Origin of the sequence: Streptomyces sp. GMY02, from assembly GCF_019056675.1 — a bacterium.
In the GTDB taxonomy this organism is placed as follows: domain Bacteria; phylum Actinomycetota; class Actinomycetes; order Streptomycetales; family Streptomycetaceae; genus Streptomyces; species Streptomyces odonnellii.
In genome coordinates, this window is record NZ_CP077658.1 from 6446154 (window position 1) to 6464088 (window position 17935).

Annotated in this window: 13 protein-coding genes and 1 pseudogene; 9 read left to right on the forward strand and 5 right to left on the reverse strand. The window is 71.4% G+C overall.

The features are described from left to right. Nucleotides 1-38 precede the first annotated feature (38 nt). A complete protein-coding gene (locus KQY30_RS27480; RefSeq protein ID WP_217309150.1) occupies nt 39-1013 on the reverse strand; it encodes a right-handed parallel beta-helix repeat-containing protein in 975 nt (324 codons plus the stop codon). 332 nt (nt 1014-1345) lie between these two features. Here KQY30_RS27480 and KQY30_RS27485 point away from each other — a divergent pair, with 332 nt between their 5' ends. The 4 genes from KQY30_RS27485 to KQY30_RS27500 all read left to right on the forward strand — a co-directional run bounded on the left by KQY30_RS27485 (nt 1346) and on the right by KQY30_RS27500 (nt 5298). After that, nucleotides 1346-2869 carry a flavin monoamine oxidase family protein gene (locus tag KQY30_RS27485; protein WP_217311356.1) on the forward strand — a complete coding sequence of 508 codons (1524 nt, stop codon included), beginning with the start codon at nt 1346-1348 and terminating at the stop codon, nt 2867-2869. An 85-nt stretch (nt 2870-2954) separates the two neighbouring features. Next, entirely contained in the window at nt 2955-3899 is a 945-nt protein-coding gene (locus KQY30_RS27490) for a PAC2 family protein (protein WP_046504563.1), read from the forward strand. A gap of 290 nt (nt 3900-4189) precedes the next feature. Beyond that, complete coding sequence (gene coaE / locus KQY30_RS27495; protein ID WP_217309151.1) at nt 4190-4795, forward strand: dephospho-CoA kinase; 606 nt, start codon at nt 4190-4192, stop codon at nt 4793-4795. Nucleotides 4796-4911: 116 nt separating this feature from the next. Further along, nucleotides 4912-5298: a tetratricopeptide repeat protein gene (locus KQY30_RS27500; protein WP_217309152.1), complete on the forward strand. Its 387-nt coding sequence runs from the start codon at nt 4912-4914 to the stop codon at nt 5296-5298. A gap of 259 nt (nt 5299-5557) precedes the next feature. On the opposite strand, the pseudogene KQY30_RS27505 reads toward KQY30_RS27500, so the two are convergent. Together KQY30_RS27505 and KQY30_RS27510 are read right to left on the reverse strand one after the other, a co-directional pair. Next, nucleotides 5558-5809: pseudogene (locus KQY30_RS27505) on the reverse strand (DUF6343 family protein); the annotation flags it as partial. Nucleotides 5810-5945: 136 nt separating this feature from the next. Further along, nucleotides 5946-6287, reverse strand: a complete 342-nt coding sequence (locus tag KQY30_RS27510) for a hypothetical protein (RefSeq protein ID WP_217309153.1) — start codon at nt 6285-6287, stop codon at nt 5946-5948. Nucleotides 6288-6500: 213 nt separating this feature from the next. Here KQY30_RS27510 and KQY30_RS36745 point away from each other — a divergent pair, with 213 nt between their 5' ends. The 5 genes from KQY30_RS36745 (at nt 6501) to KQY30_RS27535 (ending at nt 14718) form a co-directional block, all read left to right on the forward strand. Further along, on the forward strand, nt 6501-7676 hold the full coding sequence (locus KQY30_RS36745) for a slipin family protein (RefSeq protein ID WP_254407347.1): 1176 nt from the start codon (nt 6501-6503) through the stop codon (nt 7674-7676). Between the two features lie 215 nt (nt 7677-7891). Next, nucleotides 7892-10786, forward strand: coding sequence for a DEAD/DEAH box helicase (locus KQY30_RS27520; protein WP_217311357.1), 2895 nt, complete (start codon nt 7892-7894; stop codon nt 10784-10786). Then, nucleotides 10783-12111 (forward strand): SWIM zinc finger family protein, encoded by a 1329-nt coding sequence (locus tag KQY30_RS27525; RefSeq protein WP_217309154.1) that lies wholly within the window; start codon nt 10783-10785, stop codon nt 12109-12111. Before KQY30_RS27520 ends, KQY30_RS27525 begins: the two co-directional genes overlap by 4 nt. Before the next feature lie 47 nt (nt 12112-12158). Next, on the forward strand, nt 12159-12587 hold the full coding sequence (locus tag KQY30_RS27530; RefSeq protein ID WP_217309155.1) for a hypothetical protein: 429 nt from the start codon (nt 12159-12161) through the stop codon (nt 12585-12587). Nucleotides 12588-12591: 4 nt separating this feature from the next. Next, entirely contained in the window at nt 12592-14718 is a 2127-nt protein-coding gene (locus tag KQY30_RS27535; protein WP_217309156.1) for a tetratricopeptide repeat protein, read from the forward strand. Here the strand turns inward: KQY30_RS27535 and KQY30_RS27540 are convergent. Both KQY30_RS27540 and KQY30_RS27545 read right to left on the reverse strand, forming a co-directional pair. Then, nucleotides 14713-16479 (reverse strand): translation initiation factor 2, encoded by a 1767-nt coding sequence (locus KQY30_RS27540; RefSeq protein ID WP_254407348.1) that lies wholly within the window; start codon nt 16477-16479, stop codon nt 14713-14715. The genes KQY30_RS27535 and KQY30_RS27540 overlap by 6 nt on opposite strands. A gap of 151 nt (nt 16480-16630) precedes the next feature. Continuing rightward, nucleotides 16631-17779, reverse strand: coding sequence for a S1 family peptidase (locus KQY30_RS27545; protein ID WP_217309157.1), 1149 nt, complete (start codon nt 17777-17779; stop codon nt 16631-16633). Nucleotides 17780-17935 lie beyond the last annotated feature (156 nt).

A 17935-nucleotide genomic window follows, 5' to 3' on the forward strand; every position in this document is an offset into this window, starting at 1 on the left:
GCGGACCGCGGGGGGTGCGGCTCAGGGATGGTGACGGATCAGGGGGTGACGGCGATATTCGTCAGGCCCTTGCCGCCCGTCACGGTGTTGCTGCTGTAGACCGTGGTACGGCAGCTCGAACTGCTGTTGGTGACATTGATCGCGAGCTGGTTGGCGCCCGTCGAACCGCCGAGATCCGACTTGTTGGAACGGAAGACCGTGCCGCAGCCCCAGCCGCTCTGCTGAGTGTGGGTCTCGTAGCCGTTGTTGGTGGTGTTCTTGCCGGTGTTGCCCTCGACAAGGACGTTGTTGCCCTTCACGTCGACCCATGAGTCGTCGTAGTTGGCGCCGGTCAGACCGCCGCCGTCGAAGGTGTTGCCGATGACGCGTGCGCCGGTGGTGCCCTCCTTGATGTCGACATTCTCGCCGCCGACATCGGGACCGATGATGTTGTTGAGGATCTGCGCGTTGTCGCTGCGGTCGGAGAGGGTGTTGGCGGTGCCGACATACACGCCCTCGCCCATGCCCCGGCCGTCGTTGCCGGTGTCGTAGATCCGCGAGTTCCTGAGGATGCCGTCGCTGCTGGACTGGCGGAAGTGCACGCCCTCCATGTCCAGGTTGTGCACGGTCACCGAGTCGATGACGACCCCGTTGGCCGCGTCCGCGACGATGCCCTTCTGGGCGTCGGTGAGGGTGATGCCCTTGACGGTCCAGTACGCGGCGCCGTTGAGGTGGAGCGCGTATCCGCCACCCGTGGTGGTGGTCAGGACCGCGGCCGACGAACCGGTGAGCGTGATGCGCGACCCCGAGGTGCCGGGCGTCGTGGCCTTGAAGTTGCCCTTGTACGTGCCGTTGGCGAGCTGGATCGTGTCGCCGGGGCGTGCCGCGGTGAGCGCCGCCTTCAGCTCCGCGGCCGTGGTCACCTGGATGACCGCCGCGGCTCCGGCGGCGCCGGCCGGCGGGGTGAGCAGAGCCAGTCCGCCGGTGGCGAGCAGCCCGGTCAGAAGGGCCGGGAGGAGTGTTCGGGTGCGCATGGGGGTGCCTTCCCGTAGATGTGGGGGTTTTCGTCGTTCTCATGTGTGAATGCTGGCTGTGTTTCTGAACTCTCGCTGTCCTGTGACCGTAAGGATGCGATCTGAGCATGTCAAGGTCCAGACCAATGCCCGTGTGCGGGGAGGCGGTGAGCGGAGGGCAACGCGTGGGACACACACCCATCTGATGGGCCGTAACAAGCGGTTGCCAGGATCCCGGCACATCTGAAGACCGGAAGGGGTAGCGGGACATGAGTCATGCGCCGAACACCATCACGGGCACCAGCCGCCGCGGCTTTCTGCGTCAGGTGGGCATCTCCGGGGGAGCGGGAGCGATGCTCGCCACCATGGGGGCCCTGGGCCTCGCCCCCACCGCCGAGGCCGCGAGCCGCGAACCCGTCTACCGCGCTCCCCGTCCCGGGGACTTCACACTCACGGGCCGGGGCGCGGCCAGAGTCGTCATCGTCGGCGGCGGCATAGCCGGCCTGGCCACCGCGTACGAACTGGGCAAAGCAGGGTACGACTGTACGGTCCTGGAGGCCCGGGACCGTACGGGCGGGCGCAACTTCACCGTACGCGGCGGGGATTCGAACCTGGATCTGTACGGCAACCGCCAGACCGCGCGGTTCGCGGACGGCCAGTATCTGAACGCGGGGCCGGCCCGGATCGCCCAGTGGATGGTCACCCTGGACTACTGCCGTGAACTGGGCGTTCCCGTCGAGGTGTTCACCAATACCAACTCCAGCGCCTACATCTACAACGAGAAGGCCGGGATGACCGCCCCGGTGCGCTACCGCACCGCCAAGGCCGATGTGTACGGCTATGTCTCCGAACTGCTCGCCAAGGCCACCGGCAAGGGCGCACTGGACGCGGAACTCACCGCGGATGACCAGGAGCGGCTGCTCGAATTCCTCCGGGGCTTCGGCGACATCGGCAGCAAGCTCGCCTACACCGGCAGCGAACGCCGTGGCTACAGCGTCGATCCGGCGGCGGCCGGCACCCCCGGTGTCGAACTCGGCCCGGTACCCTCCGCGTCCGAGGTGTTCGCCAGCGGGGTCGGCCGCTACTTCTCCTTCGAATTCGGCTACGACCAGGCCATGCTGATGTTCCAGCCGGTCGGCGGCATGGACCGGATACCGGCGGCGCTGACCCGGGAGATAGGCGGGCACCGCATCAAGACCGGCGCGGCCGTCGAGAAGATCACCGACAAGGCGCACGGCGTGACCGTCACCTACCGCCAGAACGGCCGCGTCCGCACCATCGACGCCGATTACTGCGTCGCGGCCCTGCCCCCCAACATCCTCGCGAAGACCGCCCACAACCTCGGCCCGGCCGTCCAGACGGCGCTGGAGGCCTGCCGCCCCTCGTCGGCCGGCAAGATCGGTCTCGAATACCGCAGCCGCTGGTGGGAGAGCGACCACCGGATCTACGGCGGTATCACCGAGACCGATCTCGATCTGGCCCATGTGTGGTACCCGTCGTACGGACACCACGGCCGGCGCGGTGTCATCGTCGGCTACTACAACACCGGCGCGTCGGCCGACGCGTACGCCCAGCTTTCACCGCGCGAGCGCGAGGCGCGGGCGGTGGCGCAGGGCGTGAAGATCCACGGCGAGAAGTACCGTACCGAACTGGTGTCCTCCTTCTCCCACCACTGGCGGCAGACCCCGTATCTGGAGGCCGCCTGGCACTCCCTGTCCGGCGGGCCGGACGCACCGGTCTTTGATCCGCTCAACAAGCCGACGGGGCGCGTGTACTTCGCCGGTGACCACCTCTCGTACGCCGATGCCTGGCAGCACGGCGCCTTCACCTCCGCCCGCAAGACGGTCACCGCGCTGCATGAGAGGGTTCTCGCCTGAGGCGCGGGTTTGTCGCATGGGGCGCGGGGAATGCCTGCGCCCCATGACGTGTTCTTCGTTACGAACACGAGGAGGAGCGGTAATCGTGCTTGATCCGCAGGGTTTGTACGAATGGGAGCCCAAGGGCCTGGCCGTCGTCGACATGGCGCTGGCACAGGAGTCGGCGGGCCTGGTCATGCTGTACCACTTCGACGGCTATATCGACGCGGGCGAGACCGGCGACCAGATCGTCGAGAACCTGCTGGAGTCGCTGCCGCACCAGGTGGTGGCCCGATTCGACCACGACAGGCTGGTCGACTACCGCGCCCGGCGCCCGCTGCTGACCTTCCGGCGCGACCGCTGGACGTCCTTCGAGGCGCCGACGCTGGACGTACGGCTCGTGCAGGACGCGACGGGGGCGCCGTTCCTGCTGCTGTCGGGGCCCGAGCCGGATGTGGAGTGGGAGCGCTTCGCCATCGCCGTACGGCAGATAGTGGAGCGTCTCGGCGTACGGCTCTCCGTCAATTTCCACGGCATCCCGATGGGCGTTCCGCACACCCGTCCCGTCGGTATCACCCCGCACGGCAACCGTACCGACCTCATGCCGGGCCATCGCAACGCCTTCGACGAGGCACAGGTCCCCGGCAGCGCCGAGTCGCTCGTCGAGTACCGGCTCATGGAGTCGGATCACGATGTCCTCGGCGTGGCGGCGCACGTTCCGCACTATGTGGCGCGGTCCTCGTACCCCGACGCGGCGCTCACCGCGCTGGAGGCGATCACCGCCGCGACCGGTCTTGTGCTGCCGAGTGTGGCGCACTCCCTGCGTACGGAGGCGCAGCGCACCCAGACCGAGATCGAGCGGCAGCTCGGCGAGGGCGACGAGGAACTGGTCTCGATGGTGCAGGGACTTGAGCACCAGTACGACGCGATCGCGGGCGCGGAGACCCGGGGCAATCTGGTCGCCGAGCCGGCGGAGCTGCCGTCGGCCGACGAGATCGGCCGGGAATTCGAGAGGTTCCTCGCGGAGCGGGAGGGCGACGGCGGAGCGTGACCGCGTGGCCCCGGGGCGGTTCCGGGGCGCGTGGGTGCGATTCCCTGCCGGGCGCTTCCGGCGGGCGGGCTGTACGGTGTCCGGCCCGCCCGGCGGAAGCGCCCGGCCGCTCGATGTCCGGGCGTCCGGTGTCCGGCGCGTTTGATGCCCGGCTGCTCGATGCCCGGGCGCTCGATGCCCGGCCGCTTGACGTCCGGATGCTTGGTGTCCGGGGGATAGGTGTCCGGGTGCTTGATGTGGCCGGGGTCCCGGCCGGGCGGCCCCTTGCGGACAAGCCCTAGGCTGGGCGCATGCTGAGGCTGGGACTGACGGGTGGGATCGGTGCGGGCAAGAGTGAAGTCTCACGCCTGCTGACCGGTTACGGTGCGGTGCTGATCGACTCCGACCGGATCGCGCGCGAAGTGGTGGAGCCGGGGACACCCGGACTGGCGGCGGTGGTCGCCGAGTTCGGGCCGGAGGTGCTCACCGGGGACGGGCGCCTGGACCGGCCGAAGCTCGGCGGGATCGTCTTCGCCGACCAGGACCGGCTGCGGGCGCTGAACGCGATCGTGCATCCGCTGGTCCGCGCGCGTTCGGCCGAGCTGGAGGCGGCGGCCGGGCCCGGCGCGATCGTGGTACACGATGTGCCGCTGCTCGTCGAGAACGGTCTGCAGGGGCTGTACGACCTGGTGGTGGTCGTGGACGCCTCGCCCGGGACCCAGCTCGACCGGCTGGTACGGCAGCGGGGGATGACGGAGTCGGAGGCGCGCGACCGGATGGCCGCGCAGGCGACCCGCGAGGAGCGGCGGGCGGTCGCGGATGTCGTCATCGACAACGACGGCCCGCTGGAACGGCTGGAACCGCAGGTGCGTGAGGTCTGGGAGAGACTGACCGAACGCGCGGCGGCCGGCCGCTGATCAAGGGCGCGTGGCGTGCGGCGGGCGGGCCGAGGGGGCGGCACGGAACGCCGGACGTGAACCGGAGTTGGAAAGCGCCCGGAGTTGAAAGCGCACAGCCAGGGAAGGATGCGACCGTGCCCGAGAGCCCGGAGACCCACATCATCGACTATCGCGCGGCGGAGCATCTGCTGGCCGCGCGGGATCCGCGCGGGGCCGTGAAACTGCTCGACTCGGTCATCGCCGCCCACCCGGAGAACACCGCGGCGCGGCTGCTGCGCGCGCGGGCGTTCTTCGCGGCGGCGCAGTTGCGTCCCGCCGAGCTGGAATTCGAACTGGTCCTGGAGCGCGAGCCGGACAACGCGTTCGCGCACTTCGCGCTGGCCCGGACGTTCCAGCGCTCGGGCCGGCCCGAGCTGGCGAAACGACACTTCCGGCTGGCGGCGGCGCTGGACCCGAAGCCGGAGTATGTGAAGGCCGCGCAGTTCGAATCCGGCGGCCTGGGTGGCGAGGGCGAGGCGTAGCGGGGGCACGCAGCGCGGCAGGGCGGGGCGGCTGATCGTACGGTCGTACGGTCTGCGGGGTGGCGCTACGGGATGGCGTGATCGTACGGACGCCGGCGCTTCGGTGCGTCGGGCGTACTGGCTACGAGTGGTGTGCGCCGTGGCGCGGGCCGCTGCGCGGGCCATCGCTCCAGCCACGGTCGTGCGCCTGGGGCGCGCCGTGACGGGCCCGGTCGCTCTCGTCGTGATGGGCGCCGTCGACCCAGTGCCAGCCGTCGCCCTGGTCGGGCTCGTACGGCGGGATGTTCCGCCCGGGCTGGTAGTGCGGCCCCTGGTGGATATGGCGTATCACCAGCACCAGGTCCGCCATGACGATCAGGAAGAGCACCCCGCACGCTATCGCCCAGCCCGTCCGCCCGGCGAGCGCGAACAGACTGGTCCCGAGGGCGGTCCAGATCAGGCCCCAAACACTCAGCCAGAACCGCATGCGCAGCGGACTGCGCGCGGTGACCGGCTCACTTCCGGTGCGCATGACTCCCGCACCTCCCAACCGGTGGGCAAACCGCCTCCCCTCCAGTGTGTACCCGCGGCGTGTACGTGTGGCCCGGGTCCTGTCCGGACGTACCTGTGTCCGGACGTACCTGACGCCGCGGCTCGTGGAACGACGCTCAGTGGACGACGGTGAAGCTGAGCCAGGGGTGGGAGCCGGGGGCGATCACATCGGACAGAGTGGTCGCCACATAGGTGATCCCGTCGGGGCTGCAGTCCGGTGTGCGGTACAGGACAAGATCGACGAGCGTGTTGTTCGTGAGTTCCACGGCCCCGGGCGACGACAGCCGGTGACAGCCCTTGACCAGGGGGTTCGACACCTGGATCTGGCGATGCCGCTCGGTGTTGTACGAAATGACGCCCATCGCGTTCCGTCCGAGCCCGGAACAGCCCGCGAGGGAGAGCGACAGGAGCGCGGCCCCGAGGGCGATGCCGAGGCGCCGGTGATCGGTCACGGACATGGGCGGTCCTCTGTCTGCGCTGGCTCTCTCCTGGCCAGTGCCGGCCCTCTCCCGCCGATGGCACTGCCCTGCTGACCACACTGCCGGATCCGCGCACCGGCGGCACGAGATACACGGCCGATCGGGGCTACCGGCGGCTACTGGCAAGGCATACCGTGTTATTAGCGGTATTAGTACCTCGCTGTACCTCGCTCCGGCGACAGGGGGCCCGTCATGGTCCAGGAACTCGTCATAGCGGTCATAGCGGCGGCGTGCGCCCTGGGGCTGTACGGCATGGCCGCGGCCCGGGTCGTCAAGCAGTACGAGCGGGGCGTGGTCCTGCGGCTCGGCCAGCTCCGCACGGGTGTCCGAGGGCCCGGATTCACGATGATCGTCCCGTTCGTCGACAGGCTGCACAAGGTCAATATGCAGATCGTGACGATGCCCGTACCGGCGCAGGACGGCATTACGCGGGACAACGTCACCGTGCGCGTGGACGCGGTGATCTACTTCAAGGTCGTCGACGCGGCGGACGCGGTGATCCGTGTCGAGGACTACCGCTTCGCGGTCTCGCAGATGGCGCAGACGTCCCTGCGGTCGATCATCGGGAAGAGTGATCTGGACGATCTGCTGTCCAACCGCGAGAAGCTGAACCAGGGTCTGGAGCTGATGATCGACAGCCCGGCGATCGGCTGGGGCGTACAGATCGACCGGGTCGAGATCAAGGACGTGTCGCTGCCCGAGACCATGAAGCGCTCGATGGCGCGGCAGGCGGAGGCGGACCGTGAGCGGCGGGCCCGGGTGATCAACGCGGACGCGGAGCTTCAGGCGTCGAAGAAGCTGGCCGAGGCGGCGAAACAGATGTCCGAGCAGCCCGCCGCGCTGCAGTTGCGGCTGCTCCAGACCGTGGTGGCGGTGGCCGCCGAGAAGAACTCGACGCTGGTGCTGCCCTTCCCGGTGGAGCTGCTGCGTTTCCTCGAACGCGCCACACCGGCCGAGGCGGCACGGGCGGTGAAGGCGGTCTCGGGCGCGATCGGGGCCGACGCGATCGGGGCCGATGAGGGCGCTGGCGCTGGTGCTGTTACGGGTGCTGCGGCTGCCGGGTCCGGCGCGGGGGCGGGTTCGGGGTCGGCCGCTGTGGCTTCGGCTCCCGTATCGGTTCCGTCCGCTTCGGGAGGAGCGCGGACGGAGGCGGTACGGGAGACGTCGGCGGGCGGTTCCGACCGCTCGGGCGGGTTGGGTGGCTCGGGTGGCTCGGGTGGCTCGGGTGGCTCGGATGGCTCGACCGGTTCCTCCGGCTCTTCCGGCTCTTCCGGTCCTCCCGGCTCTTCCGGTTCTTCGGCTTCGGGCGAGGGGGCCGCGCGGCAGAAGCCCGTGCCGACGCCCAGCCCCGCGTCGGACCCGCTCTGACGCTCCGCACTCCGGCCCGGTGCGTCCCGCCCGTGCCGCCATCGCCCATATCGCCCATATGCTGCCCCGTACACCCCTGAGCTGCGGAAACGCCGCTCAGGGGACCGTTGTCAGACCCCCCGCCTAGACTCGCAGAGGTAATCGGATCGGGCGGGAAGGAGTCGACGGCTGTGGAGCAAATCGCGCATACCTTGGCACAACCGGCCGCACGTGCGATGCCCGCGTCCACGGTCGCCGGGCCGTCCACGGCCGCCGGGCTCGCGGAGACCGCCGGGCTCACGCGCTGCGCGGCCGTTTTTCTGCCCGCCGGACTGCCGCGCGAGGGGCGGGTCGCCTTCTGGGCTCCGGACGGAGAGCCGCCTGCCGCGACGGATGAGCTGACGGTCGTTCGGAGTGATGGTGACGGCGGCGTACGGACGAGTACCGTTCCCGCGGTGCTGCTGCCTGTCGTCGAAGCCGTGCCGCTGCTGGTCCGCGCCAGGCGCGACAAGGCGGCGCATCCCGCGGCCGCCTGCTGGGGTGCCGCCGCGCTCCACGCCCTCCAGCTCGCCGCGCGCGGCAGACTGCTCCCCGGCCTCACCGCGACCGACCACGACGCCTGGCGGGCGGGCCCGCTCGACGCCGATGACATCGCGCAGTTGAGAGCCATCGCCGCGGCCATGCCTCCCGAGGCGCACGCCGTGCCCCTTCCCGGCCCCGGGCCGCTCCAACTGCCGGATCCCGAAGCCCTGGTGAGGGCGTTCCTCGACGCGGTGGCCGACTCGCTGCCGCGTACCCCGGCCGCGGCCTACGCGGCGGGAGCGCCGTTCGCCGCGCGTGCGGCACAGCACCTTCCGGGCGCCAGGACCTGGGCCGCGGAGGCGGCGGCGGGGATGGACGCGGGCGTACGGATCTCGCTGCGGCTCGATCTCTCCGCGTACGAGATGTTCGATCACTCCGGACCAGGTGCGGGCACGGGCGAGGAGGCCGGTGACGGTGGTGTCCGGCGGGCCGGGGCCGCCCTCGTCCAGGTCCACAGCCTGGCCGACCCGACCCTGGTCATCGACGCGGCCGGACTCTGGGCGGGCGCGGGCGACGAGAGCTTCGGCCCACGCGCCCGTATCGACGCGATGCTCGCCCTGCGCCGTGCCGCGCGCGTCTGGACCCCGCTCGCCCGGCTGCTGGAGCTGGACGTGCCCGACGCGCTGTCCCTCTCCGAGGACGAGTTGTACGAGCTGCTCGGCCCGGCGGCCACCCGGCTCGCGGCGGCGGGCGTCGCCGTCCACTGGCCCAGGGAGCTGGCCCGTACGCTCACGGCTGCCGCGGTCGTACGCCAGTCGGCGCCGGGCTCGGCCACGGACGGCACACCGTTCTTTGACAGTGAGGAACTGCTCGCTTTCAACTGGCAGTTGGCGCTCGACGGCGATCCCCTCACCGAGCGGGAGATGGACGAGCTGGCCGAGGCGCACCGCCCGATCGTGCGGCTGCGCGACCAGTGGGTGGTCGTCGATCCGGCGCTCGTCCGCAAGGCACGCAAACGCCAACTGGGTCTGCTGGAGCCGGTCGACGCGCTCGCCGTCGCCCTCACCGGGACGGCGGAGGTGGACGGCGAGACGGTGGAGGCGGTCCCGACGGGCGCCCTGGCGGCTCTGCGCGACCGGCTCACCGGAGAGCACGCCCCCGTCCCGCAGCCGCCGGCCCTCGCCGCCACGCTCCGCGACTACCAGCTCCGCGGGCTCGCCTGGCTGGACCTGATGACCTCGCTCGGCCTCGGCGGCTGTCTCGCGGACGACATGGGCCTGGGCAAGACGGTCACGGTCATCGCGCTCCATCTGCACCGCGCCCGCACCGCCCCCACCCTGGTGGTCTGCCCCGCGTCGCTCCTCGGCAACTGGCAGCGCGAGATCAACCGCTTCGCGCCCGGAGTCCCCGTGCACCGCTTCCATGGCGCCGGGCGCACCCTCGATGAGGTGGCGGGCGGCTTCGTCCTCACCACCTACGGCACGATGCGCGGCAGCGCCGAGACGCTCGCCGGGCACACCTGGGGAATGGTCGTCGCCGACGAGGCGCAGCATGTGAAGAACCCGTTCTCGTCCACCGCCAAGGCGCTCCGTACGATCCCGTCGCCCGCGCGGGTCGCGCTCACCGGCACCCCCGTGGAGAACAACCTCTCCGAGCTGTGGGCGCTGCTCGACTGGACCACGCCCGGTCTGCTCGGCCCGCTCAAGGCCTTCCGCTCCCGCCACGCCCGGATCGTGGAGAACGCCGAGAACGCGAAGAGCGCGGGCGTCAAGGACGTCGAGAACGCCGAGGCGGTGGAGCGTCTGTCCCGGCTGGTACGGCCGTTCCTGCTGCGCAGGAAGAAGTCCGACCCGGGCATCGTGCCCGAGCTGCCGCCCAAGACCGAGAGCGACCACCCCGTGGCCCTCACCCGGGAACAGGCCTCGCTCTACGAGGCGGTCGTGCGGGAGACGATGGCGGCCATCGAGGCGGCGGAGGGCATGGCGCGCCGGGGCCTCGTCATGAAGCTGCTCACCTCGCTCAAGCAGATCTGCAACCACCCCGCGCAGTATCTGAAGGAGGACCCGGTCCGGCTGGCCGGCCGCTCCGGCAAGCTCGCCCTCCTCGACGAGCTGCTGGACACGATTCTCACGGAGGACGGATCGGTTCTGGTCTTTACGCAGTACGTCACGATGGCGCGGCTCCTCTCCGCCCATCTCGCCTTCCGCGCCGTCCCGTCCCAGCTTCTGCACGGCGGTACGCCCGTGGCCGAGCGCGACAGGATGGTGGACCGGTTCCAGTCCGGCGAGATCCCGGTCTTCGTCCTCTCCCTCAAGGCCGCGGGCACCGGTCTCAATCTGACCAGGGCCGGCCATGTCGTCCACTTCGACCGCTGGTGGAACCCGGCGGTGGAGGAGCAGGCGACGGACCGCGCGTACCGCATCGGCCAGACCCAGCCCGTCCAGGTCCACCGGCTGATCGCGGAGGGCACGGTCGAGGACCGGATCGCCGAGATGCTGGCGTCCAAGCGGGCCCTCGCCGACGCGGTTCTCGGCTCGGGCGAGGCGGCCCTGACGGAGCTGACCGACCGTGAGCTGACCGACCTGGTCTCCCTGCGGAGGCTGTCATGACAACCCCCGGCACCCCGTACGCTCCGGGCACCCCGCGCACCTCGCGTGCCCCGGGTGGTTCCCGCGCCGGGCGCGCCGGCCGTACGGCGCGTGCGCCGCGGCACGACGACCACCGCCGTACGTTCCCGGCACTGCCGCCCAGACCCGGCGGGAAGGGCGACTTCGCCCTGACCTGGTGGGGCAACGCCTGGGTGGAGTCCATGGAGGACTCCGCGCTCGACCCGGCGCGCCTCCAGCGCGGCCGTGCCTACGCGGACAGGGGACTCGTCGACGCGATCACCGTCACCCCCGGCCGGGTCATGGCGTATGTGCACGGCTCACGGCCCCGGCCGTACCGCACGGAGATCCGCCTCCGCACACTCGACGAGACGGGCTGGGAGGACCTGCTCGACGCCGCGGCGGCCCGTCCCGACCACATCGCGGCCCTCCTCGACAAGGAGATGCCGCACGCCCTCGCCGCGACGGCCGACCTGCTGCCGTCGGCGGGCGATCTCACCCCGGACTGCTCGTGCCCGGACGACGGTTACCCGTGCAAGCACGCCGCCGCTCTCTGCTACCAGACGGCTCATCTGCTCGACCAGGACCCCTTCGTGCTGTTCCTGATGCGCGGCCGGGGCGAGAGCGAGATCCTCGCCGACCTGACCCGGCGCAACGCCGCACGCTCGGCGGCGGAACGGACCTCGGCACCGCCGCCCATGCCCATGGTCCCGGCCGCCGCCGTCCTCGCTCCCCGGGCGCTCCCGGCACTGCCGCCGCCGTTTCCCGCGCCCGCGCAGCCGGGCCGCCCACCGGTGTATCCACAGGCGCCGGGCGCCCCCGACCCGCTCGCGCTCGACCTGCTCGCCACCGAAGCGGCATCCCGCGCGCACACGCTCCTCACCACCGGTCTCGACCCGGTCGGCGCGCTCACCCCGTGGCAGGACGCGGTACGGCTGGCCGCCGCCCACCCCGGTTCCGGACTCACCGCCTCCACCCGCGCCCTCTACCGCGATCTGGCCGCCGCCCTCGACCGCACCCCCACCGATCTGGCCCGCGCCGTCGCCGCCTGGCGCCAGGGCGGCCTCGCGGGACTCGCCGTACTGGAAGAGCCGTGGGATCCGCCCGCAGGCCCCTTCGACCGGGCGCGCCCCGCCCTGTCCGCCGCGGACTTCCCGCAGTTCCGGCCCTGGCGCAACCAGCTCTCCACGCCCTCGCTCCAGCTCCGCTTCGGCCGTGACGGCCTCTGGTACGGATACGAGTCGGACCGCGACCGCGAGGACTGGTGGCCGCGCGGCACCCCCGACACGGATCCGGTCGGCGCGCTCGCCGCGCTGCTCGGACGGTGACCGCTAGGCTTGTTTCTCCATATCGATCAGCGGTCCAAGGGGGTTCGGTGGAAGCCGAGTTGGTGGCACTGGCGACAGCGGGGGCGACGACGATCGTCCAGCAGATGGCGACGGACGGCTGGACGCGGGCACGCGACCGGGTCGTCGCGTTCTTCTCGGCCCGGGGCGCGACGACCCCGGAATCGGTCGAGGCCGACCTGGAGACGACACGGGCCGAACTGACCACCGCCCAGCACGACGGCGACGAGGAGACAACCCAGGACCTCCACGCCGAATGGCGCACCCGTCTCCGCCGTACCCTCCGCGCCGACCCCGAGGCCGCCGCCGAACTGCGCGCGCTCGTGGACGAGCTGACCCCGCCCGTCCCCACCCAGCAGACCCGCGACGTCTACAACACCTTCAGCGGCGGCACCAATCACGGCCCGGTCATCCAGGCCGGCAACATCGACGGAATCTACAAGGGCAGCCGGGGCTGAGACGATGACCGACGGGGGCAACAGCGTCAGCGGCGGCAGCCAGCGGGACGTGGTCCAGGCAGGCACGATCGGCGAAGTGCACTTCCACGGTGACAGCGCCGCCGGGCCCGCGCCGTCCGGCACCGGACATCAACTCCCGGTGGAAAACCCGGTGTTCGAGAACAGGGACGCCCAGACCGAACAGGTCCTGCGGGAACTCCGTGAGCGTGCGGAAGCCGTCCGGCCCGAACACCCGTCGGTCATCACCGTCAGCGGGATCAGCGGAATCGGCAAGACCGCTCTGGTCGTTCATCTCGCCCACAGGCTCAAGGACCGCTTCCGGGCGATGTATCTGGACCTGGACGAGTGGCGCACGGCAGGCTCCCTCGACCATGAGCCTCTGCTGAAGCATCTGCTCCACTGGCTCGGCGTGCGGGACGGCGGTCCCTCGGCGGAGTACCGCCACTTAGTCGGCCAGTACAGGGAGAAGACCCAGGGCGCCCGTCTCGCGCTCGTGCTCGACCATGTGCGGTCCGCGGACGAGATCAGATCGCTGCTGCCCGTGTCCGCCGAGGCCGTGGTCCTGGTCGCGAGCCAGGAGCGGCTCTCCGGACTGTCACCGCAGGTCGCGCTCGAACTCGCCCTGGAGCCGCTGTCGCAGGAGCACGGCGAAGCGGTCCTCCGGAAGCTCAGCGACGGCAGGCGTCCCGGTGAATCCGCGCAGACGCTGGTCCCGCTCGCGCGGCTCTGCGCGGGCTTCCCGGTGGCCCTGCACGCTGCGGGCGAGCTGCTTGTCACGTATCCCACCCGGCGGATGGAACGGCTCGTCGCGGACCTCACGAAGGACCTCCACGAGAAGGGCCTGACCGTGGTGGAAGCGGTGTGGAACGCCTCGTACGGTTCGCTCGCCGCGCCCGCCGCCCGCCTCTACCGGCTGCTGCCGTACCACCCCGGCTACGACATCACGCTCGAAGCCGCCGCCGCGCTGCTCGGGACGGGGCTCGACGACGCGGAGGACGCGCTCGACGGACTCGTCAACGCCGGACTGCTGGCGATGTCGCCCCGCCCGGGCCGCCGCCGGATGCACAGTCTGCTCCACGCCCATGCCCTGCGCTGTGCGACCCGGCACGGCGACCCGGCCGAGACCGAGGAGGGCGCGCGGCGGCTGCTCGTCTGGTACCGGAGGCAGGCGGAGCGGGCCGACCGGGCGATCCAGACGAAAAGAATGCGCGAGGCCGACACCGTGGCCGGGCTTCCGTACGCCCCCGATGTGGCGTTCGCGGACGCGGTACGGGCCCGGGCCTGGCTCGACGCGGAGCGCATGGCGCTGTACGGACTGGTTGCGGTCGCCCGGGATCTGGGCGAGGACACCCATGCCTGGTCCCTCTGCGAACCGCTCTGGAAGCACTACGAGGACCACCGCAACCACGAGGCCGCGGCCCGGGCGTTCGGGATCGGCCGGGACTGCGCGCAGCGCGACGGGTCGCCCAGGGCCGCGAGAGGCCTGATCCGGATGCGCTGCCAGCTCGCCCAGGCACTCTGGAGCACCGGCCGGGCGGTGGACGCGGACGCGGCGGACGCGGAGACACGGCAGGCGGTGCTCTCAGCGGAGTCGGTCGTCCCCGGGGAGAAACTGCACGCCTCCGCCCTGGAGTTCCGGGGCAAATACCTCGACCGGCGAGGACAGCGGGACGAGGCCGCCGCGTACTTCCGGCGGTCGCGCGACATCCACCGCGTCATCGAGAACCCCTACGGCGTACTGCTTCAGACCTTTCTTCTCGGCCGGACGCTGCGTGCCGCCGGCCGGCTGTCCGAGGCCCGGGCGGAGCTGGAAGAAGCGCGTCGGCAGGCCGAAGAGCAGAGCCATCTCCGGATGATGGGCCGTACGGCCGCCGAGCTGGCGCGTACCCACCGTGAACTGGGCCGGACCGGGCAGGCCATCATCTCGTACGAGGACGCGCTGACCCATGAGCAGGCGCGGGGATCGGCGTACGACCAGATCGACCTTCACGCCGAACTCGCCGTACTGGCAGCGGAGACAGGAGATACGGAGACGGCCGAGCGGCACCGCGCCCGCGCCCGCGAACTGCGCGTTGAGACGGGTGTGGAGTCCTCGGCGTCCTCGGAGTCCTCGGCGTCCGAAGAGTCATAGTTCGGCGTGCGCGTCGGCCTCCGTCGCGTACGCCACCGAGACCCGCACCGGACGGCCGCCCACCAGGCAGTCGAGGGTCGTGGGCAGAGCCGGACCCGGGGTGGCGTCGAGCCAGCCGTGGACGGCGGAGAGGACGGCCGCCGGATCGGGCCGTGCCAGCGGTTCCGCCTGCGACGGGCCGGCCGTGATGCTCACCGCCAGCAGTGCCGAACCGTTGTGGCGCAGTACGCAGCGGCGGTGCGAGAGCACGGCCGCCGCGGTCCGGCAGGCGGGGTAGTGCTCCAGGATGTACGAGGTCCAGCCGGCCACGGTCCACACCGCGTCGGACCACACCGCGTCCGACCGTGCCGAGTCCGGCCATGCGGCGTCGGATCCGTACGGTTCGCGGGCGGTCGCGGCGCGCGCCCGCCGGTGGATGAGGCCGGCGCTCCGCATCTCCTGGGTCGCCGCGAGACCGTCCTCCGCGGTCACATGCCCTCCGTGCGGACCGCTGTTCAGCGGGTGGCGGGCCACGGACACCGTGTTCTCGCACACCTCGACCCGCGCCGCGAACGCGGACGGCCGCTCCTGGCCGATCCTGGGGACCGGCAGTGGCCGGACACCGACCGGGCCGGGGTGCGGTTCGAGTCCGAGAAGCCGGTAGCAGCGGTCGCGCAGGAGTTCCAGCGAGCGGCCCTGTTCGGCGAAGGCGGTGGCGGCGAGGGCACGGGTGTCGCCCGTACGGTGCGTGACGACGGCGGAGTCGAGCTGCGGGGCGAGCGGCTGGTCCATCGTTAATCGGGGTACGCGGGCGAGGAGTTCGGCCATGGGGCTGGCCGGGAGCAGTTCAGTGCCGCCCTCGTAACAGCCGATCAGGGGCAGATCCAGGGCGGCGGGATAGAGCGCGGCGGAACCGTGGTCGGTCAGCGCGCAGTCCGCGGCGGTGAGCAGGGCCGCCCACTCCTCGTACGGCCGCGCCAGCAGCAGCCCGGTGGCCGACGCGGGCGCGAGCCACTGACGCAGGGCGAATTCCCCCAGACGGCTGTGGAGATTGGGGTGCAGAACGAGGGCCACCTGATACGCGTCGTACGGCAGCTCGGCGGTCAGCCGCCGTGGCAGTTCGGGCCGCCGCTCGAACAGCGACTCGGGCCCCCAGGTGGACACCATGACCACCAGCCGCCGCCCGCCCGTGCCCAGCGCGTCCCGGTACCGCTCCCGGCGGGTACGGGACGCCAGCACCCGGTCCAGCGTCGGATCCCCGACGACGGCGGCGCGGTCGGCCATGTCCGCCGACTCTTCGGCGAGCCTGGCCAGTTGGGCGGGGTGCGCGAGGGCATGCAGCGAGGCCAGCGGTGCCCCGCCGCGCAGAAGCTGGCGCGGATGGAGTCCGGAAGCGGAGTCGTCGGCGGAGGAGTGCGGGAGCCGTTTGTTGAATCCGGCGCCGTGCGGCAGCAGTACGAGCGGTCCCGGCAGCTCATGGAGCGGGCCGTTGGGGCTCGCCGCCACCACGAGATCATGTCCGCCGCGCACCGCCTCCGCCCAGGGGACGGTCCGGGCTCCGGCGCCGTCGAGCACGGCGAGCGCGTCCGTACTGAAGTCGGACCCGGGGACAAGGGTGAAGACCGGCCGCACACGGGGGTCCCCGGCGAAGACGGGAAGGGCGTCCAGCAGCCGATTCAGCGCGGTGGCGGATCGTACGGCGTACAGGACGGTCCGCTCGACCCGCTCCGTGAGCCCGCTCTCCCGGACGGGCGAGGGCGCTTGAGGGCGGTGAGACGGCACGGCGAGAGATTACCGGGCCGTCTCACGGCGTCCCCAGGCCTGCCGCGGCAGTGGCGTGACACCGGAGGGCCCCGCACCGCGGCAGGCCAAGGGGGTGTCCTGTCGATCGGGCCGGATCGACAGGACACCCCCTTGGCCATTGGCCCTGAGGTCAGGCCCTGTGGAGGGTCAGGCCGTAGCGGTTCAGGATTTCGTTGACCGGCTGGTACCAGGTCTCGCCGCCGGTGGAGCAGTTGCCCCAGCCGCCCGAGGTGACGCCCTGGGCCTGGTCGCCGCTGATGAACGAGCCGCCCGAGTCACCGCCCTCGGCACAGACGCTCGTTTTGGTCATCTGGTGCACGGCGCCCTGGGCGTAGTTGACGGTCTCGTTCTTGGCCAGCACATTGCCGCAGCGCCAGTGGGTCGTCGAGCCGGAGCGGCAGATCGAGGCGCCGATCGGGGCCTCGTTGGAGCCGCGGACCAACTGGTCGGAGACGCTGCCCCAGCCGAGGACGACCGGGACGGTCCACCAGCCGCTGCCGACATTCACCCAGGCGTAGTCGTTGTCGGGGAAGGACGACCCCTGGAAGTTGCCGATGTACGAGCCGTCCCAGCCGCTCACGCCGGCGCCGGCCTGGCCGCAGTGGCCGGCCGTGACGAAGCCGCCGTAGACGGAGAAGCCGATGGAACAGCGGACGTTGCCCGTGTAGTACGGGTCGCCGCCGACGGTTCCCGCGGCGAAGGTCTGCGGGGCCTTGGCGGTCTCCACGACCGTGACCGGACCGGCCTGCCGGGCGCGGGCGACAAAGGCCGCGACATCGTTGTCGTTCTTCTCCGCGGCGACGACGTTCACCACGACCTTGTTGGCCTTGGGGTCGACATGCCAGCTCGCGACACCGGTCGGCGCGTCGAGCGCGTCGATGGCCGCCTTCGCCGCGTCGAGCTGCCGCGCGCTGTGCTTCACCAGACGTACGGTCGCGCCGGTCGCCCGTACGGCGTCGGCCTTCCCGGCGCTGGTGACGGCGACGGTCAGCGTGCCGCTGTCCGGGTTGAACCAGGAGCCGCCGTACGACGGGCCCGCCGCGCGGCGCGCCTTGCCGTCCACGGCCGTCGCGGTCTTCTCCGCCGCGAGACGCGCCACGGCCTGGCTCTTCGTCAGGCCGAGGTCCTTCTGCATCGCGGTGAGCAGACCGGCGGAGGCCGGCGCTTCGGTGGTCGTCGGGGCGGGGGCGGCGGCCGCGGGAACCAGGCCGGCGGTGGCCCAGGTGCCCAGGACGAGGAGGGCGGACAGGCCGGTGCGTATCACTGTCGTGCGTCTCAAGGGATTGGCCCTTCTGGTTGTTCCAGCATCGTGGGGGTGGAACAGTGGCCGACTGAGAGCGCTCTCAGTCGGCGCCAGCCGGAGCGTATCCGAGGATCATGAGCAGGTCCATGCCAATGAACAACCCGGGCCGCCCCCTGCCCGGTCGGGCTTTCC

Bases quoted from the DNA above. Each gene is read 5' to 3' on its own strand.
- KQY30_RS27510 (WP_217309153.1), bottom strand. From the start codon at position 6,287: ATGTCCGTGACCGATCACCGGCGCCTCGGCATCGCCCTCGGGGCCGCG.
- KQY30_RS27535 (WP_217309156.1), top strand. From the start codon at position 12,592: ATGACCGACGGGGGCAACAGCGTCAGCGGCGGCAGCCAGCGGGACGTG.
- KQY30_RS27520 (WP_217311357.1), top strand. From the start codon at position 7,892: ATGCCCGCGTCCACGGTCGCCGGGCCGTCCACGGCCGCCGGGCTCGCG.
- KQY30_RS27525 (WP_217309154.1), top strand. From the start codon at position 10,783: ATGACAACCCCCGGCACCCCGTACGCTCCGGGCACCCCGCGCACCTCG.
- KQY30_RS27480 (WP_217309150.1), bottom strand. From the start codon at position 1,013: ATGCGCACCCGAACACTCCTCCCGGCCCTTCTGACCGGGCTGCTCGCC.
- coaE (WP_217309151.1), top strand. From the start codon at position 4,190: ATGCTGAGGCTGGGACTGACGGGTGGGATCGGTGCGGGCAAGAGTGAA.
- KQY30_RS27485 (WP_217311356.1), top strand. From the start codon at position 1,346: ATGCTCGCCACCATGGGGGCCCTGGGCCTCGCCCCCACCGCCGAGGCC.
- KQY30_RS36745 (WP_254407347.1), top strand. From the start codon at position 6,501: ATGGTCCAGGAACTCGTCATAGCGGTCATAGCGGCGGCGTGCGCCCTG.